Source organism: Streptoalloteichus hindustanus, from assembly GCF_900129375.1.
Taxonomy (GTDB): domain Bacteria; phylum Actinomycetota; class Actinomycetes; order Mycobacteriales; family Pseudonocardiaceae; genus Streptoalloteichus; species Streptoalloteichus hindustanus.
Genome location: NZ_FQVN01000010.1, coordinates 1 through 15,982, shown reverse-complemented (window position 1 = coordinate 15,982; position 15,982 = coordinate 1). Strand labels below are relative to the sequence as shown.

Genomic DNA, 15,982 nt, shown 5'->3' with positions numbered 1-15,982 from the left:
GGAGCGGAGTTGCCAAAGATCAGGAATCTCGCGGTCTTGATGTCCGCGGGTGCCGCGCTCGCCCTCGCTGGAGGTGGCACCGCCAACGCGGCCCAGTCGCCGAACGGGTTCGGCGCGCGGGACACCTCGTTCGGGCCGCAGGGCATCACCCACGACGGCACGAACTTCTCGGCCAAGGGAATCCGGGCCGTCCTGGACTACCCGGCGATGGCCGAGCAGGCCGGTCTCAAGGGGTTCGGCAAGGACAGCGCCTTCGCCCAGGCCCACCCGTGCAAGGTCTTCGGGATGGGGGCGCACGGCATGCAGCAGCAGGCGTGCTGAAACAGACGTCGGAGCGCACCGGGGCCACGGTTCCGGGCGCTCCGACGTCTGCGAGCGAACCCCGTGACCGGCGATCCGGCCCGAGCCGACCCGACGAACGGCGGGCGCCCGACCGGGCGCGTCCTGTACGCCGGTCGAGGCAGGACCTAGGCTCAGGTGGAGCGTCTCAACGACTGGGAGGGCACTGGTGGAGTACGTCGAGCACGTCGTCGACCTCGTCGGGAACACCCCGCTGGTGAAGCTGGGGTCGGTGGCCGACGGGTTGGCTCCGCTGGTGCTGGCCAAGGTCGAGTACCTCAACCCGGGCGGCAGCGTGAAGGACCGCATCGCGCTGCGCATGGTCGAGGCGGCCGAGGCGTCCGGCGAGCTGCGGCCCGGCGGCACCATCGTCGAGCCGACGTCGGGCAACACCGGTGTCGGCCTCGCGCTCGTCGCCCAGCGCAGGGGCTACAAGTGCGTCTTCGTCTGCCCAGACAAGGTCAGTGAGGACAAGCGCAACGTCCTCAAGGCCTACGGCGCCGAGGTCGTGGTGTGCCCGACCGCCGTCGCCCCCGAGCACCCGGACTCCTACTACAACGTCTCCGACCGCCTGGTGCGCGAGATCCCCGGCGCATGGAAGCCCAACCAGTACGCCAACCCGGAGAACCCGGCGAGCCACTACCACTCCACCGGTCCCGAGCTGTGGCGGCAGACCGAGGGGCGCATCACCCACTTCGTCGCCGGCATCGGCACCGGCGGCACGATCTCGGGCACCGGCCGCTACCTGAGGGAGATCAGCGGCGGGAAGGTCCGCATCGTCGGCGCCGACCCCGAGGGCTCGGTGTACTCCGGCGGCACCGGCCGGCCGTACCTGGTGGAGGGCGTCGGCGAGGACTTCTGGCCCACCACCTACGACCGGGAGATCTGCGACGAGATCATCGCGGTCTCCGACAAGGACTCCTTCGAGATGACCCGCCGCCTGGCGCGGGAGGAGGGCCTGCTGGTCGGCGGCTCGTGCGGCATGGCCGCCGTCGCCGCGCTGCGGGTGGCCGAGCGCTGCGGTCCGGACGACGTGGTCGTCGTGCTGCTGCCCGACGGCGGCCGGGGCTACATGTCGAAGGTCTTCAACGACCAGTGGATGGCGTCCTACGGCTTCCTCTCGCCCGACCACTCGGGCGCCTCCGTCGGCGACGTGTTGCGGCGCAAGGTCGGCGACATGCCGGAGCTGGTGCACGCGCACCCGAACGAGACCGTCGGCGACGCGATCGCGATCATGCGGGAGTTCGGCGTGTCGCAGATGCCGGTCGTCAAGGCCGAGCCGCCGGTGATGGCCGCGGAGGTCGCGGGCGCGGTCAACGAGCGGGACCTGCTGGACGCGTTGTTCACCGGCAAGGCGCAGCTCGCCGACCGGCTGGAGCTGCACATGTCCCAGCCGCTGCCCGCGGTGGGCGCCGGCGAGTCGATCAACAGCGCGCTGTCCGCGCTCTCCGACGCCGACGCCGTCCTGGTGCTGGTCGACGGCAAGCCGGCGGGCGTGGTCACCCGGCAGGACGTCCTGGGCTTCCTCGCCGGCCGCTGACCCAGAAGCCCGCCGAGCAGAACGGCGCTGAACAGAGCGGCGCTGAACAGAGCGGTGCCGAACAGAAGGCGCTGAACGAGAGCGACGAGAGCTGAGAGCGACGCGGCGCCGTTTCCCGCCCGAGGTGGGGGACGGCGCCGTCGCGTTCCTCCGCCGGGGCTCGACCCGTCGTTCGACCCGCCGAAACGAACGGGTGGACAAGCGCTCTTCTCACAAGGTCCGAACGGAGCATCCGCTACGGTGGTGCCCCGTTCGTGACCGGCCCGGCCAAGGGAGTTGCATACCCGATGACCGCTCCGCAGCCGCCGCACGGTGGCGCGGCGCCGGGAGCGCCGTTCGGCGCCCCCGTGCCCCAGGACCCCACGGTGAGCCCGGGCGGCGGGGGCCAGCCCCCGGTGGCGGGCCAGCAGCAGATCGCCGACGCCACCCAGGTCGTCGCGCCCGGTCAGCAGCCACCGGCCCCGGCCGGCGGTGAGGCGGGCGTGACCCAGGTGGTGTCCCCGACCCAGGCCGCGGCGCTGACGGCCCAGCCCGACGTGACCGCGGCGGCCGACGCCGGGGCGACCCAGGTGGTCCCGCCCGGCCAGGCGGCGCCGGCCGCGCAGGGCGACGCCCCCGCCGGCTCGGCCGCTCCCACCGCCACCGGCGACGCGGGCGCGACCCAGGTCGTGTCCCCTGGGCAGGTCTCGGCGCTCGCCCAGAGCCCGGCCGCCGGCCCGGACTCCGGCGCCACCCAGGTGGTCAACCCGAGCCAGTTCGGCCAGCCGGCCCCGAGCGGCTTCCCGCAGGCGGGAGTGCCGGGCGCGCAGCCGGCGTGGGGCCAGCAGGCGCCGCAGGGCGCGTATGGGCAGCAGCCCGGGTTCGCGCAGCCGGGGATGGCGCCGGGCTTCCCGCAGCAGGCCGGCCAGTGGCCGGGAGCCCCGGGCATGCCCCAGGCGGGCCAGCCGTACGCCGGCGTTCCGGGCGCTGCGCAGCAGGGGCAGTGGCCGGGAGCCCAGCAGGGCGCCTACGCGCAGCAGCCGGGCTACGGCCAGCCGCAACAGTGGGGGCAGCAGCCCGGGTACGGGCAGCCGTACGGCGGCTACGGCCAGCCCTACGGCGCGCCGGGCGGCCAGCTCGCCGACTGGGGGTCCCGCGTGGTCTCGGCGCTGATCGACTTCGTGGCGCCGGTCGCCGTCGTGAGCGTGCTGTGGGTACTGGGCGGGGTGATCGGTGAGGTCGGGTTCATCCTGCCCATCATCGGCTACCTCGGCCTGTTCGCCTTCACGCTGTGGAACAGCGTGTTCCACCAGGGCAAGACCGGGCAGTCGCTCGGCCGCAGGATGGCCGGCACCCGGCTGGTCAACGAGCAGACCGGGCAGCCGGTGGGGGTGGGCACCGCGTTCCTGCGGCAGATCTGCCACGCCGTCGACTCCCCGTTGGCCATCGGTTTCCTCTGGCCGCTGTTCGACGAGAAGAAGCAGACCTTCGCCGACAAGATCGTCCACAGCGTGGTCGTGAAGGTGAACTGATCCATTGCCGCGGCACGGCCCCTGGCGTCGGGAGACGCCAGGGGCCGTGTTTCGTTCGGAGCCCCGGAGCGTTCGGGCACTCCTGGGCCGTTTCACCCAGCCGGGATCGTCCGGCGAGATAACGTCCCCGTTCATGTGGAATCCCGGCCCGCCTGGTCAGCAACAGCCCGGCCACCCGGTCCAGTACGGCAACCCCGGTCCCCTGGCGCCACCGGCGCCCATTGCCAAGCGGCCCAACAACGTCACCACAACCCTCGCGGCCATCGTCGCTCTCTTCGCCGCGGCCCTGGTGGGCTTGGGCATAGTGGACATGGCGGTGAACGGTGCTCTGATCTTCATCCTCAGCATGAAGGCCGGACCGCTGTCGTTCATGTTCACCCTGCTGACGCTCGTCCGGTTTCCGTGCCTCGGCCTCGGTGGGCTGCTCCTCGCGCTGGGCAAGCGGGCCGGCCAGGTCCTGGTCCTCGTCGGCGCGGCAACGGGACTGGTCACCGTGACGGTCACCGTGATGATGTTCGGCCTACCTCCCCTGGCCCACAATGCGACGATCCAGATGCTGGCCCACGTCGTGCTGGGGATCGCGGTGATGGTTCTCGCTCTGCTCCCGCAGACCATCCGGTACCTGGCCGACAAGCGCGCCCAGGCATCGGGAGCGCCCGCGTTCATCCCCGCCGGGCCGCCGACCGGTCCTGGTATGCCTCAGGGCTACGGTCCGCAGCCCGGTATGGCCCAACCGGGGGCGTACGGTCAGCCGGGCGGGTTTCCGCAACCACCGCAGGCACCGGGATACGGGCACCCTCCGCAGGGTTGGTCCGGATGACAACGCCCAGTCGGGTCATTTCTGGCGTCGCCCGTACGTCTTGCATCGGGAAACTCGAAGATCGAAAGGAAGTTCGCTCTTTCGTGGGTTTTCCCAGGAGCTTCCCCTCCAGCTGGTGACGCGAGCTCCCGTTTTTGTCAGACCCGGACGCGATGCTTGAGATGGGGGTTCCCCCTACTACAGGGCTGTAGTCGCGCGCGAGATCCGGGCGACAGGAAGATCCACTCGGCAGTGACATCGCCAGGGGACAGCCGGGGAGGGTTGCCCGAACGTCCCTGAGAAGACACGGCAAGGACCAGGACAGACGCGTGAGTCCCACCAGGTGGACGGTCGCCCAGGTCTGCCAGGCCGCGCAGCCTGGCAGACCGCCCGGTGGGCTTACGTCGGGGTCGGTCCGCGGCATCGCTGACTAGGCTGCGCACATGAGTGACGGCTTCGCCACCAGGGCCATCCACGTCGGCCAGGATCCCGACCCCGGCACGGGCTCGGTGATCGTTCCGATCTACGCCACCTCGACCTACGCCCAGGACGGCGTGGGCGGGCTGCGGGGTGGCTACGAGTACTCGCGCACCGGCAACCCCACCCGGACGGCGCTGGAGGAGTGCCTGGCCTCCCTGGAGGGCGGCCGGCACGCCCGCGCCTTCGCCTCCGGCATGGCCGCCAGCGACGTTATGCTGCGGGCGGTGGTCCGGCCCGGCGACCACATCGTCATCCCGAACGACGCCTACGGCGGCACGTTCCGCCTGGTGGACAAGGTGTTGCGGCACTGGGGCGTCGAGCACACCCCGGTCCCCCTGTCCGACGTGGACTCGGTCCGGGCCGCGCTCCGCCCCAACACCAGGGTGATCTGGTGCGAGACGCCGACCAACCCGCTGCTCAACATCGCGGACATCACGGCGTTGGCGGACGTGGCGCATGGTGCCGGCGCGAAGCTGGTCGTGGACAACACCTTCGCCTCGCCCTACATCCAGACCCCGCTGGAGCTGGGTGCCGACGCGGTGCTGCACTCCACCACCAAGTACCTGGGCGGCCACTCCGACGTCGTCGGCGGCGCGTTGGTCACCAACGACGACGAGCTGGCCCAGCAGATCGCGTTCCTGCAGAACAGCGCCGGCGGCGTGCCCGGCCCGTTCGACGCGTGGCTGACCCTGCGCGGCGTCAAGACGTTGGCGCTGCGGATGGAGAAGCACTCCGACAACGCCGAGCGGATCGTCGAGGCGCTGCTCAACCACCCGAAGGTCGAGCAGGTTTTCTACCCCGGCCTGCCCACCCACCCCGGCCACGAGGTGGCGGCCAAGCAGATGCGCCGGTTCGGCGGCATGGTGTCGTTCACCGTCGCCGGCGGTGAGCAGGCCGCGCTGGAGGTCTGCTCCCGCACGCGGCTGTTCACGCTCGCCGAGTCGCTGGGCGGTATCGAGTCGCTCATCGAGCACCCGGGGCGGATGACGCACGCCAGCACGGCGGGCTCCCTGCTGGAGGTCCCCAACGACCTCGTGCGGCTGTCGGTGGGCATCGAGGACGGCGCCGACCTGGTCGCCGACCTGGTGCAGGCGCTCGGCTGACCCGGGCAGGGCCAGGAGCACGACCGGAACACGACCGAGGGGCCGTCCGACAGATCCGTCGGACGGCCCCTCGGCGTCGGTCCTACTGGCCTACTGGTCGTAGAAGTTCAGCGAGTTGGAGTGGGTCTCGCCCTGGCGCGACCCGACCCTCGGGTGCTCCAGGCGCGGGACCTCGCGCAGGTCGCCGTGGTCGACGCAACCGCCGACCAGTTCGACGACCCCGTCCCGGGACACGTAGCGACCGGGGTCCGCGCATCCGGCCCTGGCCACCGTGAACACCGCCGCGCCGGCCAACGCCACGGCCGCGGCCAGGGACGCGACCAGTGGGGTCGTTCCGGTACCCCGACCCAGGCGCGTCATGTCACACCTCCCAGCAGCGGTGGCTCGACGTCGTGGAGTGACCGCGTGTGCGCCAACGGCCACGCGCGTCCGAGCGTACCGGGCCGGCCGGCGGCGCGTCGGCGGGACTCGATCTTCCGCGCTGATCCACCATGTCCGCGTGGAGCTGGTCAGCCCGGACCGGATCCGAGCCGCGCGTCTGCTGTTGGCCGGCGTGGCCCGGCAGACCCCGCTCGAACCCTCCCGCGCCCTGGGCCGCGACCACGGCCCGATCCATTTGAAGTGCGAGAACCTGCAACGCGCCGGCTCGTTCAAGGTGCGCGGCGCCTACGTTCGCCTGCACGGGCTGACGCCGGTCCAGCGGTCGCGCGGCGTGGTGGCGGCCAGCATCGGCAACCACGCGCAGGGCGTCGCGCTCGCCGCCTCGCTCCTGGGCATCCGGGCCAACGTGTTCATGCCCGAGCGCGCGCCGCTGCCCAAGATCGCCGCGACGCGCGGCTACGGGGCCGACGTCCGGTCGCACGGCGAGAGCCTGGAGGACGCGCTCGCGGCGGCGCGGGAGTTCGCGGCCAAGACGGGCGCCGAGCTGATCCACCCCTTCGACCACCCCGACGTCGTCGCCGGGCAGGGCACGGTCGGTCTGGAGGTCCTCGACCAGCTTCCCGAGGTGGCCACCATCCTCGTCCCGACCGGTGGCGGTGGGCTGCTCAGCGGCGTCGCGGCCGCGGTGAAGCCGCTGCGGCCCGAGGTGCGGGTGGTGGGGGTCCAGGCCGAGCGGGCCGCGGCGTGGCCGCCCTCGTTGGCCGTCGGGCACCCCGTGCGGCTCGCCGAGGCGCGGACGATGGCCGACGGCATCGCGGTGCGGGAGCCGGGGCCGGTGACCTACGCGCACGTCTCGGCCCTGGTGGACGAGATCGTGACGGTGGACGAGGAGTCGTTGTCCCGGGCGTTGCTGCTGTGCCTGGAGCGGGCGAAGCTCGTCGTCGAGCCGGCGGGGGTGGCCGCCGCGGCGGCGTTCTCCCGGTACCCGGGGCGGTTCCCCGCGCCGGTCGTGGCCGTGTTGTCCGGGGGCAACGTCGACCCGTTGCTCCTGCTGCACGTCATCCAGCACGGCATGACCGCCGCCGGCCGCTACCTGGCCCTGCGCCTGCGGATCCCGGACCGCCCCGGCGCGCTGGCCGAGCTGTTGGCGCTGGTCGGCCGGCTCGGCGGCAACGTGCTCGACATCGAGCACTCGCGGGTCTCCGGCCTGCTGGCGCTGGGCGAGGTCGAGGTGGCCATGAACATGGAGACCCGGGGCCCCGACCACCGACGCGAGGTCGTGGCCGCGTTGCGGGAGGCCGGCCACACGGTGACCGAGCAACCCTGACTGTCCTTTGTGGACTCACTCCCTCTCTGCGCGCGGGGGGAGTGCTCCGGACAGGACGATGCCCCCGGCGCGGGCCGGGGGCATCGTGGGGTCCGGTCCCGGGGGCGCGGCGCCCCCGCGGGATCAGAGGTTGCCGCGGCGCTCCTGCTCCCGCTCGATCGCCTCGAACAGGGCCTTGAAGTTGCCCTTGCCGAAGCCCAGCGAGCCGTGCCGCTCGATCAGCTCGTAGAACACCGTCGGCCGGTCGCCGATCGGCTTGGTGAAGATCTGCAGCAGGTAGCCGTCCTCGTCCCGGTCGACCAGGATGCCGCGCTTCTTCAGCTCCTCGATCGGCGCGCGGACCTTGCCGATGCGCGCCCGCAGCTCCGGGTCGTCGTAGTAGGAGTCCGGGGTGTCCAGGAACTCCACGCCGGCCGCCCGCATCCGGTCCACCGTGGTGAGGATGTCGTTGGTGGCGAGCGCGATGTGCTGGCAGCCCGGGCCGCCGTAGAACTCCAGGTACTCGTCGATCTGGGACTTGCGCTGCGAGACCGCCGGCTCGTTGAGCGGGAACTTGACCCGGTGGTTGCCGTTGGCCACGACCTTGCTCATCAGCGCCGAGTAGTCGGTCGCGATGTCGTCGCCGACGAACTCCGCCATGTTCACGAAGCCCATGACGCGGTTGTAGAACTGGACCCAGTAGTCCATCTTGCCGAGCTCGACGTTGCCGACGCAGTGGTCGACGGCCTGGAACAGCCGCTTCGGCGCGTCCGCCGGCTTGGGGTAGGCGCCCTGCCTGGCGACGTAGCCGGGCAGGTAGACGCCCTGGTAGCGGGACCGGTCCACCAGCGTGTGCCGGGTCTTGCCGTAGGCGGCGATGGCGGCGATCCGGACGGTGCCGTGCTCGTCGGAGACGTCGTGCGGCTCCTCCAGCACGGTCGCGCCCTGCGAGCGCGCGTGCTCGATGCACTTGTCGACGTCGGCGACCTCCAGCGCGAGGTCCACGACGCCGTCGCCGTGCTCGCGGTGGTGGTCGAGCAGCGAGCTGCTCGGGTGCACCGCGCCCTTGATCACGAAGCGGGCGGACCCGGACTTGAGGACGAACGCCTTGTGGTCGCGGTTGCCGGTCTCCGGGCCGGAGTAGGCGATCTGCTCCATCCCGAAGGCGAACTGGTAGAACAGGGCGGTCTGCGTGGCGTTGCCGACCACGAACACCACGGCGTCCATCGACCGCACCGGGAACGGGTCCTTCGACGCGTCGTAGTCCACCAGGCCCACGAGCTGTTTGAGCTGGTCGAAGCTCACGTCGTCCAGGCCGCTGTCGCGGTTGATCATCTCGGTCATGCTCTGCCTCCCGCGGGTGTCGCCGCTCCGGTCGTGCCGGGTGGCGAGGTCACTGGCGGCAGCATGGGCCGGTGGGGCAAGCTGAGCAAGAGCCGGCCGGTTCACTGGACAGACTGCGCAGCGCGGGGCCGGGATCGGCCGACAGAATGGGCAGACTGACCAGGAGGTGTGACGTGGCTCCCACCGATCGGGAGGACGGCGTGCTCGACGAGCTGGACGCCCGGTTGCTGCTGCTGCTCACCGACGAACCGAGGCTGGGCGTGCTGGAGTGCTCCCGGCGCCTCGGGGTGGCCAGGGGCACCGTGCAGGCCCGGCTCGACCGCCTGGTCCGGCGCGGGGCGCTGCGCGGTTTCCCGCCCCAGCTCGACCTCGCCGCCATGGGCTACGGGCTCACGGCGTTCGCCATCCTGGAGATCGCGCAGGGCCGCCGGCAGCAGGTCGCGGAGCGGCTGGCCGCCATCGACGAGGTCTGCGAGGTGCACGCGACGACCGGCCAGGGCGACCTGCTGGTCCGGATGGTGGCCCGGTCGAACGCGGACCTGCAGCGGGTGATCGACGAGGTGGTGGACGTCGAGGGCGTCACCAGGACGTCGACGTCGATAGCGCTGTCGACCCCGGTCCCGTCCCGGGTGCGCCCCCTGCTCGAACGCTCGCTGGACGGGCCGGCCGAGAGCTGACCGCGCAGCCCCGGCGGCCGAACCCCCGCGGCCGAACCCCCGGTGTCCGGGCCGGACCCGACCCGGACACGGCACGAGGCCCGCCGTCGGAGTCGACGGCGGGCCTCGGGTGATCGGGGGGACGCGGGCTCAGCCTCGGTACGGCTCCGCCTTCAGCAGGGTCACCTTCATGGTGTTGCCGTTGGGCAGCTCGTACTGCCGGGTCTCGCCCTCCTTGGCGCCGACCAGCGCCGAACCGAGCGGCGAGTTGGGGGAGTAGACCTCGAGCTTGCCGTGCGAGCCCTCCTCGCGGGCGGCGAGCAGGAACGTCTCGGTCTCGTCCTCGTCCTCGTAACGGATGGTGACGACGCTGCCGGGGTGGGCGACGCCCGACTCCGTCGGGGCCTCACCGACCTTGGCGGTCCGCAGCAGCTCCTGGAGCTGGCGGATCCGCGCCTCCTGACGACCCTGCTCCTCGCGCGCCGCGTGGTAGCCGCCGTTCTCCCGGAGGTCGCCCTCCTCCCGGCGCTCGTTGATCTCCGCAGCGATCACCGGGCGATTGGCGATGAGCTCGTCCAGCTCGTGCTTGAGCCGGTCGTAAGCCTCCTGGGTCAGCCAGGTCACCTGGGTCTCGCTCACGGTCACCACTCCTCGTCTGCTCCGGTCCCGCGGCTGCGGGTCGGCACGCTCCGGGCACGGTGCCGCCCGGAACGGAAAAACACGGCCCGCCTTGGGGCCGTGCTGTCATCGAGGGTAACACGTTGGCAACGAGCCGTCGGCGTGAAAGACGTCAACGGCCCGCTCGGCGGCCGCGTTTCACCTGTTTGGCCGCGGCTCGCTCGACAAGTATGCAGGAACCTGGTACGAGCAGCCGAACACCTCCCCCGTAACGGGGCGCTTGGACGTTCTGACCACGGCGTTCAGCACGGTCCGGTCGGTGCCCGGCGGCACCAGGACCTCCCGCCGTCCGGCCTCGTCGCCGTCCTGCGACCGGGTGCGCACGATGCACATCGCGGCCCGGTCCGGGTGGTCCCGCACGACCTCGAAGCCGACCTCCACGGCTCCCTCGTCCAGCACGCGGTACGCGACCTGCTTTCCCTCGATCGGGGGAGAGCCGAGGTTGCGGAAGAGGATGACGGCCAGCGCCAGCCCGGCCAGCGCCACCACCGCCGTGAGCACGGGGTAGGCCCAGCGCGGCGCCCGCCGTCGACCGACGCGGCCGTAGCGGTCGGCGAGGGCCCTCTCGGCCTCGGAGCTGTCGGTCTCGGCCACCGGTGGTCCGGACCTCCCAACGGGAACTGTCATGCCGACGGGGACAATGGGCGGCGACGCCCAGTCGCTAGTACCTGTCGAGTATCTCCCGTCCCGCTCGCACGCCTGTCGGCAGGGGCCGTGGACGGGGAGGAGGGACACCGGTCGCCGATGGCCGAGAAGCTGCGTCTGATGACGGTGCACGCCCACCCGGACGACGAGTCCAGCAAGGGGGCGGCCACCACGGCCCGCTACGTGGCCGAGGGCCACGAGGTGATGGTCGTGACCTGTACCGGTGGGGAGCGGGGCAGCGTCCTGAACCCCGCCATGGAACGCCCCGAGGTGCTGGCCGACCTGGCTGCCGTCCGCCGGGGGGAGATGGCGCGCGCCGCCGAGATCCTCGGGGTGCGGCATCACTGGCTGGGTTTCGTCGACTCGGGCCTGCCCGAGGGCGACCCCCTGCCCCCGCTGCCCGAGGACTGCTTCGCGCTGGTCCCGCTGGAGGAGTCCACCGAGGCCCTGGTGCGGGTGATGCGCGAGTTCCGGCCGCACGTGGTGATCACATACGACGAGAACGGCGGGTATCCGCACCCGGACCACATCCGGTGCCACGAGGTGTCGGTCGCCGCGTTCGACGCGGCCGGCGACCCGGACCGGTTCCCCGGCGTCGGGGATCCGTGGCAGCCGCTCAAGCTTTACTACTCGCACGGGTTCTCCCGGGCGAAGCTCACCACGTTCCACGAGGCGCTGGAGGCGCGCGGCATCGAGTCGCCGTACGGTGAGTGGCTGGGTCGGTGGGACCCCGACCGCGCTGACGTCCTGGAGCGCGTGACCACCCGGGTGGAGTGCGCGGACTACTTCGAGCAGCGGGACGAGGCGTTGAAGGCGCACGCCACGCAGATCGACCCCAACAGCCGGTGGTTCGCGGTGCCGAGGGAGGTCGAGCGCGAGGTGTGGCCCACCGAGGAGTACGAGCTGGTGCGGTCGCTGGTGGACACGACGTTGCCGGAGGACGACCTGTTCGCCGGAGTGCGGGAGAAGGTGCATTGCTCATGACGGCCTGGTCGGGCCCGTTGCCGGGGCACGTCGGCTTCGCGGAGTCGGTGGCGGTGGTCGCGCAGCCGCCCACGCCGAAGCCGAACGATCCCGGGGGGCGGGGTGAGGACTTCGGCAAGTCCTCGCCCGTCGGCCTGTTGTTGCTGATCCTGTTCTTCGTCGCGGTGGTGTTCCTGGTCCGCTCGATGACCAAGCACCTGAAGCGGCTGCCGGCGAGCTTCGACGAGCCGGCCGGCGGCACGTCGGGCGACGGGAAGTCGGGGGACGGCGCGTCGGGTCCGAAGCCCGACGTGAAGGTCGACGCGAAGACCGACGCGAAACCGCGGGACAGGGGCAGGAAGAACAGCACCGGGCACACCGCCACGGCGTGACGCTCATGCCGTCCCGGCCTCCTGGGGCCGGGACGGCATTGGTGTCCCTGTCTCGCCACGTGACCTCATGCCGGCGTGGGGCTCTGTCCACAGTGGACTTCTTGGGTGCTGGGCGGGCTGGCGGCTGTCTCCTCGCCGACCCGTTGTCCTCTCCGGTGATCCCCCGATGTGGTGCTTCTGGCCTGGATCGGCGGAGTTGTCCACAGGGGGACGGGGGTGTTGTCCACAGTCACCCGAATTTGTCCACAGCGGAGCGCTGTCACCTTGGACGCCGTGTGACTCGCCGATAGGCTGGAGCAGGGCTCGCCCCCCAGGGCGGGTGGGGGCTGTCCGGAGAGGTGGGGCTCCGCACGCGGCGGACGTCGGGAAGCGGGTCGTTCAGCGCGAGTGGTCCAACGGGCGCGTCGGCTCCGACCAGACGCGTTGGGCGAGCACCCAGACCACTTCCCGCTCCGGGTAGCGCAGCGCCGTGAGCGTGCCCCCGAAGACGCATCCGGTGTCCAGGCACATCGTGTTGTTCACCCACACCGCCTCGGGCGTCGGCGTGTGGCCGTAGAGCACCGTCGCCCGGCCCCCGTAGTCCCGCGCCCAGGGCAACCGCACCGGAAGCCCGAATTCGTCGACCTCGCCGGTCGTGTCGCCGTACAACGCGAAGCTGCGCACGCGCCCCGACTCCTTGCCGTGGTGGCGCTCGGGCAGCCCGGCGTGCGCCACGACCAGTCGGCCGCCGTCCAGCAGGTAGTGCGGGACCAGCGCGTCGCAGAACTCCCGCACCCGGTGCCGGAACTCCGCGGGCTCCGCCGCGAGCTGCGCCAACGACTCGCCCAGGCCGTGCCGCACCGCGACCCTGCGCCCGTCCAGGGCCCGCACGAGCTTGTCCTCGTGGTTGCCCCGGACGGCCAGCGCCGTGCCGGCCTCGACCATCCCCATGGCCAGCCGGAGCACCCCGGGCGTGTCGGGACCCCGGTCGACCAGGTCTCCGAGGAACACCGCGGTCCGCCCCTCGGGGTGGTGCGCCCCGGTCGCCCGCCCCCGCTCGTCCCGGCGCAGCACCCAGCCGAGCCGGCGCAGCAGCTCCTCCAACTCCGCCCGGCAGCCGTGCACGTCGCCGATCACGTCGAACGGCCCGGTCGCGTCGCGCCGGTCGTTGCGCAGCGGCTCCACCACGACCTCCGCCGCGTCGACCTCCTCCGGGGTGCGCAGGACGTGCACCGTCCGGAACCCCTCGCCGGCGAGGCCGTTCACCGAGGTCCGCAGCAGCTCGACCTGCCGGCGCACCACGTCGGGGTCGACGACGCGGTCGGTCCGCGCGGCGGCGCGCTCCAGGCACACCTGTTCCGGCAGCGCCAGCACCACCGCGACCGGACGCACGTCGTGCTCCTTCGCGAGCTGGACGAGCGGGGCGCGCGCCTTGCGCTCCACGTTGGTGGCGTCCACGACGGTCAGCCGGCCGGCCGCCACGCGCTTCCGGGCCACGCTGTGCAGCAGCTCGAAGGCGTCGGCCGTGGCGTCCTGGTCCGCGGGGTCGTCGGCGACCATCGCGCGGAAGGCGTCGCTGGACAGCACCCGCGTGGGGGAGAAGGCGCGGCGGGCGAAGGTCGACTTGCCCGACCCCGCGGCGCCGACCAGCACGACCAGCGACCGGTCGGGGATGCGGAGTTCCACGTGGCCATCGTGCCCGACGGCTGCGCCGGACGGCCCGGCCTGCCAGGCTGGGCGCATGGCGAACCGGCTTGCCGACTCCACCAGCCCGTACCTCCTCCAGCACGCCGAGAACCCGGTCGACTGGTGGCCGTGGGGCGAGGAGGCCTTCGCCGAGGCCCGCCGGCGCGGCGTCCCGGTGCTGCTGTCGATCGGCTACGCCGCCTGCCACTGGTGCCACGTGATGGCGCACGAGTCCTTCGAGGACGACGAGCTGGCGCGGTTCATGAACGACAACTTCGTCAACGTCAAGGTGGACCGCGAGGAGCGGCCGGACGTGGACGCGGTGTACATGGAGGCCACCCAGGCCATGACCGGGCAGGGCGGCTGGCCGATGACCTGCTTCCTCACCCCCGAGGGCGAGCCGTTCCACTGCGGCACCTACTACCCGCCGTCCCCCCGGCACGGCATCCCGTCGTTCCAGCAGTTGCTGGAGGCCGTGCGGGACGCGTGGGTCCAGCGGGGCACGGAGGTGCGGATGGCCGCGAAGCGGATCGTGCAGCAGCTCGCCGCGCGGGCCCAACCGCTTCCCGAGTCCACAGTGGACGCCGAAGCGCTCGCCGGCGCGGTGGCGAAGCTCGCGGCGGAGGCCGACGAGCGCGACGGCGGGTTCGGCGGAGCGCCCAAGTTCCCGCCGTCGATGATCCTGGAGTTCCTGCTCCGGCACCACGAGCGCACCGGCTCGGAGACCGCCTTGGCGCTCGTGGCCGCCACCTGCGAGCGGATGGCCAGGGGCGGGATCTACGACCAGCTCGCCGGCGGGTTCGCCCGCTACAGCGTCGACGCCGCCTGGGTGGTGCCGCACTTCGAGAAGATGCTCTACGACAACGCCCTGCTCCTGCGGGTCTACGCGCATTACGCCCGGATCAGCGGATCCGCACTGGCCCGCGAGGTGACCGAGGAGACGGCGGCCTTCCTGCTGCGCGACCTGCGCACGGCGGAGGGCGCGTTCGCCGCCTCCCTGGACGCCGACACCGAGGGCGTCGAGGGCCTCACCTACGTGTGGACTCCGGCCCAGCTCGCCGAGGTGCTGGGCGCGGAGGACGCGGCGTGGGCGGCCGACCTGCTCGCTGTCACCGACGAGGGCACGTTCGAGCACGGCACGTCCACGCTGCAACGCCCCAGCGACCCGGACGACGCGGAGCGCTGGGCGCGGGTGCGCGCCGCCCTGCTCGACGCGCGCGCTCGCCGCCCGCAGCCCGCGCGGGACGACAAGGTCGTCACGGCCTGGAACGGCCTGGCGATCACCGCGTTGGCCGAGGCCGGCGCGGCGCTGGACCGGCCGGAGTGGATTGAGGCCGCGGTGGCCGCCGCCGAGCTGGTGACCCGGCTGCACCTCGTCGACGGGCGTCTGCGGCGCAGCTCACGGGACGGGGTGGTGGGGGCCGCGGAGGGCGTCCTGGAGGACCACGGGTGCCTCGCCGACGGCCTGCTGGCCCTGCACCAGGTCACGGCCGACCGCCGCTGGCTGGACCGGGCCGGCGAGCTCCTCGACGCGGCGCTGGCGCGGTTCGCCGACCCCGAGGCGCCCGGCGCCTTCCACGACACCGCCCACGACGCGGAGACCCTGGTGCGACGTCCTTCGGACCCGGCCGACAACGCCAGCCCCTCCGGGGCCGCGTCGGTCGCGGCGGCGTTGCTCACCGCCTCCGCGCTGATCGGCGACGACCGGGCCGGGCGGTACCGGGACGCCGCGGAACAGGCGATCAACCGAGCCGGTCTGCTCGCGGCCAGGGCTCCCCGTTTCGCGGGCCACTGGCTCACCGCCGCGGAGGCGGCCCAGCACGGCCCGGTCCAGGTGGCCGTGGTCGGCGCCGGGGAGGCGGCCGAGGCGCTGGTCACCGCCGCCCGGCGGGCGCTGCCCGGCGGGGCCGTGCTGGTGGCCGGCCAGCCGGACGCCGCGCCCCTGCTGGCCGGCCGCCCGCTCGTCGACGGCGCGCCGGCGGCCTACGTCTGCCGTGGCTACGTCTGCCACCGCCCGGTCACGGACGCCGAGGCACTGCGCGCGGAGTTGGCGCGTCAGGGGTAGAGAGTGAACCAGATCGCGATGAAGTGATCGCGCTACGCGCGTGACCTGCGCTGTGGCCCCAACTACGGGCTTGAACAGGGCAAACGCGTCTCGCTGACTCTCGGCACTTCTCGCC

14 protein-coding genes and 1 pseudogene are annotated in these 15,982 nt (G+C 72.5%); 10 read left to right on the top strand and 5 right to left on the bottom strand.

The features are described 5' to 3' along the window. The first annotated feature begins 39 nt into the window (after nucleotides 1–39). The 5 genes from BUE43_RS26100 (at nucleotide 40) to BUE43_RS26080 (ending at nucleotide 5,772) form a co-directional block, all read left to right on the top strand. Nucleotides 40–321, top strand: coding sequence for a hypothetical protein (locus BUE43_RS26100; protein ID WP_073488208.1), 282 nt, complete (start codon nucleotides 40–42; stop codon nucleotides 319–321). A 187-nt stretch (nucleotides 322–508) separates the two neighbouring features. After that, nucleotides 509–1,879 carry a cystathionine beta-synthase gene (locus BUE43_RS26095; RefSeq protein WP_073488205.1) on the top strand — a complete coding sequence of 457 codons (1,371 nt, stop codon included), beginning with the start codon at nucleotides 509–511 and terminating at the stop codon, nucleotides 1,877–1,879. A gap of 287 nt (nucleotides 1,880–2,166) precedes the next feature. Next, a complete protein-coding gene (locus BUE43_RS33705; protein ID WP_143174394.1) occupies nucleotides 2,167–3,390 on the top strand; it encodes an RDD family protein in 1,224 nt (407 codons plus the stop codon). A gap of 133 nt (nucleotides 3,391–3,523) precedes the next feature. Continuing rightward, entirely contained in the window at nucleotides 3,524–4,210 is a 687-nt protein-coding gene (locus BUE43_RS26085) for a hypothetical protein (RefSeq protein WP_143174393.1), read from the top strand. Nucleotides 4,211–4,632: 422 nt separating this feature from the next. After that, nucleotides 4,633–5,772, top strand: coding sequence for a cystathionine gamma-synthase (locus tag BUE43_RS26080; RefSeq protein ID WP_073488198.1), 1,140 nt, complete (start codon nucleotides 4,633–4,635; stop codon nucleotides 5,770–5,772). Nucleotides 5,773–5,862: 90 nt separating this feature from the next. Here BUE43_RS26080 and BUE43_RS26075 read toward each other — a convergent pair whose 3' ends face one another. Further along, on the bottom strand, nucleotides 5,863–6,132 hold the full coding sequence (locus BUE43_RS26075) for a hypothetical protein (RefSeq protein WP_073488195.1): 270 nt from the start codon (nucleotides 6,130–6,132) through the stop codon (nucleotides 5,863–5,865). A 139-nt stretch (nucleotides 6,133–6,271) separates the two neighbouring features. On the opposite strand from BUE43_RS26075, the gene ilvA reads away from it, so the two are divergent. Next, nucleotides 6,272–7,480: a threonine ammonia-lyase gene (ilvA, locus tag BUE43_RS26070; RefSeq protein ID WP_073488192.1), complete on the top strand. Its 1,209-nt coding sequence runs from the start codon at nucleotides 6,272–6,274 to the stop codon at nucleotides 7,478–7,480. Between the two features lie 123 nt (nucleotides 7,481–7,603). Here the strand turns inward: ilvA and hppD are convergent, their stop codons facing one another. Further along, nucleotides 7,604–8,803 (bottom strand): 4-hydroxyphenylpyruvate dioxygenase, encoded by a 1,200-nt coding sequence (hppD, locus tag BUE43_RS26065; RefSeq protein ID WP_073488189.1) that lies wholly within the window; start codon nucleotides 8,801–8,803, stop codon nucleotides 7,604–7,606. 173 nt (nucleotides 8,804–8,976) lie between these two features. On the opposite strand from hppD, the gene BUE43_RS26060 reads away from it, so the two are divergent. Next, nucleotides 8,977–9,480, top strand: coding sequence for an Lrp/AsnC family transcriptional regulator (locus BUE43_RS26060; RefSeq protein WP_234995932.1), 504 nt, complete (start codon nucleotides 8,977–8,979; stop codon nucleotides 9,478–9,480). 129 nt (nucleotides 9,481–9,609) lie between these two features. On the opposite strand, the gene greA is transcribed toward BUE43_RS26060, so the two are convergent. Both greA and BUE43_RS26050 read right to left on the bottom strand, forming a co-directional pair. Next, nucleotides 9,610–10,098 (bottom strand): transcription elongation factor GreA, encoded by a 489-nt coding sequence (greA, locus tag BUE43_RS26055; RefSeq protein WP_200797674.1) that lies wholly within the window; start codon nucleotides 10,096–10,098, stop codon nucleotides 9,610–9,612. Nucleotides 10,099–10,275: 177 nt separating this feature from the next. Continuing rightward, nucleotides 10,276–10,731 (bottom strand): DUF4307 domain-containing protein, encoded by a 456-nt coding sequence (locus BUE43_RS26050; protein WP_234995931.1) that lies wholly within the window; start codon nucleotides 10,729–10,731, stop codon nucleotides 10,276–10,278. A 150-nt stretch (nucleotides 10,732–10,881) separates the two neighbouring features. Between BUE43_RS26050 and mca the strand changes: the two genes are divergently transcribed. Together mca and BUE43_RS26040 are read left to right on the top strand one after the other, a co-directional pair. After that, the gene (gene mca / locus BUE43_RS26045; RefSeq protein WP_073488178.1) at nucleotides 10,882–11,766 is read left to right on the top strand and encodes a mycothiol conjugate amidase Mca; all 885 of its coding nucleotides are present in this window, start codon (nucleotides 10,882–10,884) and stop codon (nucleotides 11,764–11,766) included. Then, nucleotides 11,763–12,137 carry a hypothetical protein gene (locus BUE43_RS26040; RefSeq protein WP_073488175.1) on the top strand — a complete coding sequence of 125 codons (375 nt, stop codon included), beginning with the start codon at nucleotides 11,763–11,765 and terminating at the stop codon, nucleotides 12,135–12,137. The genes mca and BUE43_RS26040 overlap by 4 nt, the downstream gene beginning before the upstream one ends. Before the next feature lie 381 nt (nucleotides 12,138–12,518). Here the strand turns inward: BUE43_RS26040 and BUE43_RS26035 are convergent. After that, nucleotides 12,519–13,802, bottom strand: a pseudogene (locus BUE43_RS26035) (AAA family ATPase); the annotation flags it as partial. 55 nt (nucleotides 13,803–13,857) lie between these two features. On the opposite strand from BUE43_RS26035, the gene BUE43_RS26030 reads away from it, so the two are divergent. Next, nucleotides 13,858–15,867: a thioredoxin domain-containing protein gene (locus BUE43_RS26030; RefSeq protein ID WP_073488172.1), complete on the top strand. Its 2,010-nt coding sequence runs from the start codon at nucleotides 13,858–13,860 to the stop codon at nucleotides 15,865–15,867. Nucleotides 15,868–15,982 lie beyond the last annotated feature (115 nt).

Coding starts and splice junctions, on each gene's coding strand:
- BUE43_RS26100 (WP_073488208.1), top strand. CDS start 40: ATGTCCGCGGGTGCCGCGCTCGCCCTCGCTGGAGGTGGCACCGCCAAC.
- BUE43_RS33705 (WP_143174394.1), top strand. CDS start 2,167: ATGACCGCTCCGCAGCCGCCGCACGGTGGCGCGGCGCCGGGAGCGCCG.
- BUE43_RS26085 (WP_143174393.1), top strand. CDS start 3,524: ATGTGGAATCCCGGCCCGCCTGGTCAGCAACAGCCCGGCCACCCGGTC.
- BUE43_RS26080 (WP_073488198.1), top strand. CDS start 4,633: ATGAGTGACGGCTTCGCCACCAGGGCCATCCACGTCGGCCAGGATCCC.
- BUE43_RS26075 (WP_073488195.1), bottom strand. CDS start 6,132: ATGACGCGCCTGGGTCGGGGTACCGGAACGACCCCACTGGTCGCGTCC.
- hppD (WP_073488189.1), bottom strand. CDS start 8,803: ATGACCGAGATGATCAACCGCGACAGCGGCCTGGACGACGTGAGCTTC.
- mca (WP_073488178.1), top strand. CDS start 10,882: ATGGCCGAGAAGCTGCGTCTGATGACGGTGCACGCCCACCCGGACGAC.
- BUE43_RS26040 (WP_073488175.1), top strand. CDS start 11,763: ATGACGGCCTGGTCGGGCCCGTTGCCGGGGCACGTCGGCTTCGCGGAG.
- BUE43_RS26030 (WP_073488172.1), top strand. CDS start 13,858: ATGGCGAACCGGCTTGCCGACTCCACCAGCCCGTACCTCCTCCAGCAC.